We start from the raw sequence: 6,481 nt of genomic DNA on the forward strand, positions 1-6,481 counted from the left end.
CCTTCTCAAGCGCCCGTCAAAGTTGGTGTTCGGGCTTTTACTACTTATTAGGCTGAGGGGTGACCCGCAAATAAGGCTTAATTTCCTGATAGCCTTTCGGGAACTTTTCTTTCAGCAATTCCGGATCTTTCAACGAAGGCGGGATGATAACATCGTCACCGTCTTTCCAGTCGGCGGGAGTGACAACGTTATACTTATCCGTCAGCTGTAGGGCATCGATCACCCGCAGGAGCTCGTCGAAGTTGCGGCCTGTGCTGGCCGGGTAGGTAAGAATGAGGCGTATCTTCTTGTTGGGATCGATGATGAACACCGAGCGCACCGTCAGGGGCAGCCCTTCTTGGTTGATGTTGGTTTGATCCAACATGTCGTAGAGCTGAGAAACCTTGCGGTCTGCATCCGCCAAGATGGGATAGTTCAGGGTGGTGTTCTGGGTTTCCTCGATGTCTTTCACCCAGCCGACGTGGGAGTCCACATCGTCCACACTGAGGGCGATCACCTTCACACCCCGCTTTTCAAATTCGGGCATCAGCTTCGCAACAGTGCCTAGCTCCGTGGTGCAGACCGGCGTGTAGTCGGCGGGGTGAGAGAACAACACCACCCAGCTATCCCCGGCCCAAGAGTAGAAATCGATTTCGCCGTGGGTAGACTTTTGCGTGAAATTGGGAGCAGTATCGCCAAGTCGGAGAGACATACGCTCTTGATCCTCCGTAAAAGGGTTCAATCCGGTGAGACAGGGATCCGAATCCTTCGATCCGATCCCTCTTGATCTTGCCACATAAACCCCGATTTTCCGAGCGGATTGCAGGTGATTTTAAGATTGTCCTCACCTAAGCCGCTACTGAGGGAAGACGACATGGGGATCCACCAGCTCGGCCACGAATTGGTGCAGGATGGGGACATAGCGCTCTCCGGCCACTTCCAGCAAATTGTTGTGACCGGCCCCTTCGATAGGCACCAAGCGTTTGGGATCCCGTGCTGCTTGGTAAAGGGCTTCAGCATGCCAGAAGGGGATTAGACGATCCTGGGTACCGTGCAAAATTAGCAGCGGGCAATTGATCTTGGCCATGCGGCTGAGGTTGTCGAAGCGATCGAAAGGTAGCAGCGGGATGCGCGTCAAGACGCGGAAGGCAGTCACGAAAGTAGATTCCAGGATCAGGCCGCCCACTGGTTTTTGCGCTGCCAGGTAAACCGAGGGCCCGCCCCCTACTGATCTTCCATAGACCAAGATCCGCTCCGGCGGGATCCCTTGGGCAACTAGGTAAGTGTAAGCGGCCTCGATATCTTTGTAAGCGCCGGCCTCGGAAGGGATCCCTTCGCTGGTGCCGTAACCGCGGTAGTCGTAGGCCAAGACGGCAAACCCGGCCTGCTGCAGGCCCACCAGGCGGGGCAAGATATCCCCCAAGTCTTCGGCGTTGCCATGGCTGTAGAGGAGGGTATAAGCAGCAGCCGGATTGGGCAGATATACCGCTGAAATCTGCAGCCCATCAGAGGTCGTGAGCTTGAGAATGGCGTCCCCATCTCGATAGCTGGCGGGCTGGGGCAGAAAGATCAGCCGCTCCGATTGAAACCAGCCCAGCCAGAGCAGGTAGCCGTACACCACCAGCCCGACCAGCAGCAAGGATCGCCCCACGCGCAGCCATGGGAAGGATCCCCAAACTAGTTGTAGGAGATCTCGGTGGGGCATTGACAGGAAGGCATCGACAAGTAAGTTAAGCTCAATTTGCGGCACTTGCCCAAGGTTCTGCGCTGCTTACAGGCAACCCCTTTCCCATAAGGGAAGAGGGGAGCAGGAAAACTGCATCCTTCAGGGCTCCGCTTGAGAGAAAAAGCATTTCCAGGCACAAACCCCAATCCAGTTGACAAGGGTGTGGGCGACAATGGTGACCAACAGGTTTCCCGACAGCCACAAGCCAATCCCCATGAGGATACCAACCCCGCTGGCCCAGACGGCATAGGGCCAGCCCTGCCATCCCAGCCAATGCAAGGCGCCAAACAAGAGGCCGCTCAGCAGGATCCCGCCTGTCCACCCTAAGGGGCTGGCCACCAGAGCTGACAGCAGCACACCGCGAAACAGCCATTCCTCGCTCCAGCCCGGCAGCAGGCCCACCCAAAGGATATCTCCCCACTGCAAGGGATCCGCCACCCAGTGTAAGTAGGCAGTGGCTGCCCGACGATAGGCTGGCCAGAGCCGGTAAACCCCGCCGCTGAGCAGAGCCACCCCCAGTCCCAGCCCTGCCCCCCACGCCAAGGCTAGGGGATCCCAGCGAAACGGCACGGGAAAGGAGGATCCCAGCCAGATCCAGAGACCCACAATGAGAGCCGAAAACAGGGTGGTGATGCCCATTCCATTCAAGATCTGTTCGCGTGTGCAGGGCTGAATCTGGGAAGTCATGGAGGGGATCCCTAGGCTTCGAACTCCGGAGGGTTAACAGCAGCTGCTGTTTTTATCATCGTTTATCTCAGCGGTCCTAGGTTCACGGCAGGTTGACAGCAGCTACAGAGCGTCCCTCAAAACTGCCTCAGCTTGTAAGCCAGCATGGATATGAGCCTTGAGTGTGACCAAAGGGACTCAATCGCCCCCTTGCTCTGTCTTCTGAGCCTCTGTGTAGCGCTTGATAACCTCTCCGGAAACTTGCCCCGCTGTACCCGCGTAGTAGCTTGGGTTCTACAAATAACCACCCCAGAGCCTCTTTTTGAGTTCAGAATGTCTCCCAAAGAGAGCAGGAGCCGTGGAACTTTTAATACCTTGGCAACGACCGCCGGAGCCGCCTTGGGAGAAGCAGAAAGAAAAACGTGATTCAAGGCTTAGAGTAGAGAAGGGCTTCCAAGCTTTTACCCTCAGCCCGGCTATACCCCAAATACCCACACCCGAGATGGGTGCAAAGTGCTCCGCACCACGGACGCGACCGAGCGGCGCATTCACCAAGCCATTCAAAACGCGCAGGCTCGCTTCGACAGCGACAAGTTCGCCGACAAATTTGCCCAGCAACTGCGGGGAGAGCCGGGGAACTGAAGAAAAGCGAGCAGGAATGGCTCAGTCGCCTGGGAGCCTTGGGCAACCCAACCAACGGCGGATCTACTGCTGGCCAATTCAAATCTGCGGTGGGATTGTTTTCTGGAGAGTTGCCGCTACCATTACACTTTGAGCGTTGCCACCGGAAACTCCCCGGCGGGAAAAGAAGAGGGGGCTGCGTCCAAAGTGGGGAATTAAGGTCATGTTCCAGCGTATTGCTCTCGGCTCTGCTGCATTGGGATTGCTTCTGGCCATACCCGTCCTTCCCAGCCACGGGTTTGGAGAGCCCCGGGTCGTTCCCGATACCCGGTTCTACTTCGACAACCACCGCTTCGATCGCTACCCAGATGCGGTTGTGGTGCGGGTGGTCAACGGCGACACCCTAGTGGTGCAAATCGAAGGGGAACAGAAGATGCGCCTAATCCGGTTGGCCGGGATCGAGGGTCTCAGCCCGGAAGAAAACCCCTATTACCAGCAAGCCATTGAACTGATGCGGGAGCGCATCCTCTACCGCACCGTCAAGCTGGAAGGGGATAAGCTGCTGCGCAACGTAGATGCTACGGGCTTGGTGGAGGCCTATGTCTGGTTAGAAGGCCATCAGATGAACGCCATGTTGGTGCGCAATGGCCTGGCCCGTATCGTCCCCTACAGCCACAACATCAAGTACGACAGCTACTACGGTGGCCTACAAGAAAAAGCCCAGCAGGAGCGCCTTGGCATTTGGAGCCGTCTCTGAGTTGGCTTTATACTGAACTTCAGTTCTTTAATCTTCAAGGGAGCAGAGAGGAAAGAGCTTCTCCCTTCTCTCCCGTTACTTCCTCTAGGTTATGCCTAGCCTGCCTTGACGGTTGAACCCACCCCAGCCCCCAGGGATCCCAATCGCTGGGTGAGGCGGCTGCCTCTGGTGACCGGCCTTTTGGGCAGCGTCCTTTTGGTTATTAATCGACTGGCCTTTACGCCGGAATTGCTCACCAGCCAGTCCCGTTCAGATGCCTTGGGGATCCTCCTCAGCGCCGTTTTGATCCTGACCGGCCTGCTGTGGCAGCAGATCCAGCCTCTTCCACCCCAAACGGCCCCCCTGCAGGGGATCCCCGGCTGTGATTGGCATCCCGATCTTTCCGAAAGCGAGAAACTGGAGCTGGCTTGGGCCTCCCATACCCTGCTCAGCACCACCGCCGCCCGCACCGTGGTGATCTGGGTGGGTGGGCGAACCCTCCTGCAACGGGGGATCCTAGCCACCCCCGGCCAGATGCCCTCCATTCAGCCCAAGAGCGTTTTACAGCGGGTCTTGCAGACGGGGCGGCCCGTGTATTTGGTGGATCTCAAGCTGTTCCCGGCCCGCGCCGAGTTCGATGGCCTGTTGCCCCCCGGATCCCAGGCCGTGCTGTGCCAGCCCATCGGCCAGCGAGGGTGCTTGATTTTGGGGAGCGATACTCCACGCAGCTTCAGCCGGCAGGAGCAAGCCTGGATTGCCGCCATTGCCGACAAGCTAGCAGCCACCCTACTCCCCTCTCCCCCTGGGAGAGGGGCTGGGGGGTGAGGGCACACTCCCCCTGGGAGAGGGGCTGGGGGGTGAGGGCTAGGCGGCGCTCTCCAAGCTCACCTGGAACACTTCGCTGAAGGCTTTTTCCACCTTGTAGCCGGAGTCGATGGTTTCCAAGGGATCCTTGCGCAGGCGGTGACGCAAACACAGGCTGATCACCCGACGGATATCGGCGACGGTGACCTCGCTCCGCCCTTCCAAAGCCGCCAGGGCCTTGGCAGCCCGGTTGGTGACAATGTCTCCGCGCAGCCCATCCACCTCCAAAGCCGCACATACTCCGGAGATCTTCAAGCGCAAATCGGGATCCACTGCCACGGTGGGCAAAAGATGTTGGGCTTTTTCGATGCGTTCCCGCAGGCGCTGCTGGGAATCGGCATACTTGGCCAAAAAAGCCTGGGGATCGGCGTCGAACTGGCTGCGCTCCTCCACGATCCGCACCCGCAGGGCAGCATCTCGCACCGTTTCGATCTGGACGAACATGCCAAAGCGATCCAGCAGTTGAGGCCGCAATTCCCCCTCTTCCGGGTTGCCGGATCCCACCAGCACAAACCGAGCCGGATGACGAATGGAAATGCCCTCCCGTTCCACGGTGTTCCAGCCTGAGGCCGCCGCATCCAGCAACACATCCACCAAGTGGTCATCCAGCAAATTGACTTCATCCACGTAAAGGATGCCTCGATTGGCCTTGGCTAGTAGCCCTGGCTCAAAAGCCTTCACCCCCTGAGCCAAGGCCCGCTCAATGTCGAGAGTGCCACACACTCGGTCTTCTGTTGCCCCCAAGGGCAGATCCACCATCGGCACCTGGATCCAAGTGCTTTCCAGCGTTTCTCCCGCCTGCAGGCGCTCCCACACTTGATCGCTCATCAAGTCCCGCTGCCGCGGGTGGCTGTTGAAGGGATCCCCTTTCACCACCTCGATCTGGGGCAGCAGGTCGGCCAAAGCGCGGATGGTGGTGGATTTGCCCGTGCCGCGATCCCCCATGATCAGCACTCCGCCAATGCGCGGGTCGATCACGTTGAGGAGCAAGGCCAATTTCATCTCCTCTTGGCCAACGATGGCCGTAAACGGGAAAACCGGGCGACGTTCCAAATGCATAGGGGCAATAACCAACAATTCATCCCCATTATCCCAGAGGCCACTCCCTTCTGGGGGTCAGATAGGCTGGAAAGGGACTGGAACTGGAACCTAAAGACCAGTTTTCGGTTAAATGGAAAAGCAAGCTCAGTTGTCAGCGTGGACGACGCCCTGGGCTTTCACAGAGAGGAGCAGATAGGATCGAAGCCCGCGGGGTTCATCAGAGTGTTGAACCGGCGTGGGGCCGAAAGCTCACAAAAACCCTAGGCAACCTGAGCAACAGTTGGCGGGTGGGGAGACATCAGCGGTGTCAGGCAAAGCAAGTCGGAGACGGTGGACGGCATTTCCAATCCAAAGCGTGGTCCAAAAAGGGCTGGTGGGTTTGATCTGGGTTTGCACTTGGATCCCTGTGCTCACTGTCTCTCTGGCCGTGGCTCAAACCCCCACCACCTCTGTGGTGTTGAGCGATGAGCAGGTAACAATGTACGCCCGTATCGTCTTGGAGATGGAGCCCCACCGGCAAGAGGCCCAAAAGCGCTCCCAAGCCACAAACGACCCAGCCAGCAAAGATCAAATCCGGCGAGAATTCATCCGCACCGCGACCGAGATCATCACTCGCCACGGTATGACTGTGCCCGACTACAACCGCATTACACTCTTGATCCGCTCCGAAGAGGGCAAAGCTTTGCAACAGCGCATTGAGGCCGAAATTCTCCGCCTGCAAAGCGAGGATCCCCAACCGCCAGTCCGATAAAAGTAAACTACCCGACACCCGCGCTATGCGCAGGGTGCGGGCTTTATCCCAATCCCTAGCGGCCCCAGAGGACAGCTAAGTTTCGGAATTTCAGGCG

At 58.1% G+C, this 6,481-nt stretch carries 8 protein-coding genes; 4 read left to right on the plus strand and 4 right to left on the minus strand.

Annotated elements, in window-relative coordinates; all coding sequences use genetic code 11:
• Nucleotides 1-40 precede the first annotated feature (40 nt).
• The 3 genes from ACVWXF_RS08290 to ACVWXF_RS08300 form a co-directional block, all read right to left on the minus strand.
• Nucleotides 41-691, minus strand: a complete 651-nt coding sequence (locus tag ACVWXF_RS08290; protein WP_414522330.1) for a peroxiredoxin — start codon at nucleotides 689-691, stop codon at nucleotides 41-43.
• Nucleotides 692-835: 144 nt separating this feature from the next.
• Nucleotides 836-1,684, minus strand: a complete 849-nt coding sequence (locus ACVWXF_RS08295; RefSeq protein ID WP_457474146.1) for an alpha/beta hydrolase — start codon at nucleotides 1,682-1,684, stop codon at nucleotides 836-838.
• A 120-nt stretch (nucleotides 1,685-1,804) separates the two neighbouring features.
• Nucleotides 1,805-2,392, minus strand: a complete 588-nt coding sequence (locus ACVWXF_RS08300; RefSeq protein ID WP_414328684.1) for a CPBP family intramembrane glutamic endopeptidase — start codon at nucleotides 2,390-2,392, stop codon at nucleotides 1,805-1,807.
• A gap of 492 nt (nucleotides 2,393-2,884) precedes the next feature.
• On the opposite strand from ACVWXF_RS08300, the gene ACVWXF_RS08305 reads away from it, so the two are divergent.
• The 3 genes from ACVWXF_RS08305 (at nucleotide 2,885) to ACVWXF_RS08315 (ending at nucleotide 4,553) form a co-directional block, all read left to right on the plus strand.
• Nucleotides 2,885-3,013: a hypothetical protein gene (locus ACVWXF_RS08305; protein ID WP_414328685.1), complete on the plus strand. Its 129-nt coding sequence runs from the start codon at nucleotides 2,885-2,887 to the stop codon at nucleotides 3,011-3,013.
• 202 nt (nucleotides 3,014-3,215) lie between these two features.
• The gene (locus tag ACVWXF_RS08310; protein ID WP_457474147.1) at nucleotides 3,216-3,749 is read left to right on the plus strand and encodes a thermonuclease family protein; all 534 of its coding nucleotides are present in this window, start codon (nucleotides 3,216-3,218) and stop codon (nucleotides 3,747-3,749) included.
• Between the two features lie 105 nt (nucleotides 3,750-3,854).
• Nucleotides 3,855-4,553 (plus strand): cofactor assembly of complex C subunit B, encoded by a 699-nt coding sequence (locus tag ACVWXF_RS08315; RefSeq protein ID WP_457407374.1) that lies wholly within the window; start codon nucleotides 3,855-3,857, stop codon nucleotides 4,551-4,553.
• 39 nt (nucleotides 4,554-4,592) lie between these two features.
• On the opposite strand, the gene bchI is transcribed toward ACVWXF_RS08315, so the two are convergent.
• Nucleotides 4,593-5,651, minus strand: coding sequence for a magnesium chelatase ATPase subunit I (gene bchI / locus ACVWXF_RS08320; protein ID WP_414374395.1), 1,059 nt, complete (start codon nucleotides 5,649-5,651; stop codon nucleotides 4,593-4,595).
• A 388-nt stretch (nucleotides 5,652-6,039) separates the two neighbouring features.
• Between bchI and ACVWXF_RS08325 the strand changes: the two genes are divergently transcribed.
• Nucleotides 6,040-6,384: a DUF4168 domain-containing protein gene (locus ACVWXF_RS08325; RefSeq protein WP_414331953.1), complete on the plus strand. Its 345-nt coding sequence runs from the start codon at nucleotides 6,040-6,042 to the stop codon at nucleotides 6,382-6,384.
• Nucleotides 6,385-6,481: the final 97 nt, after the last annotated feature.

Source organism: Thermostichus sp. MS-CIW-40 (genome assembly GCF_054058315.1).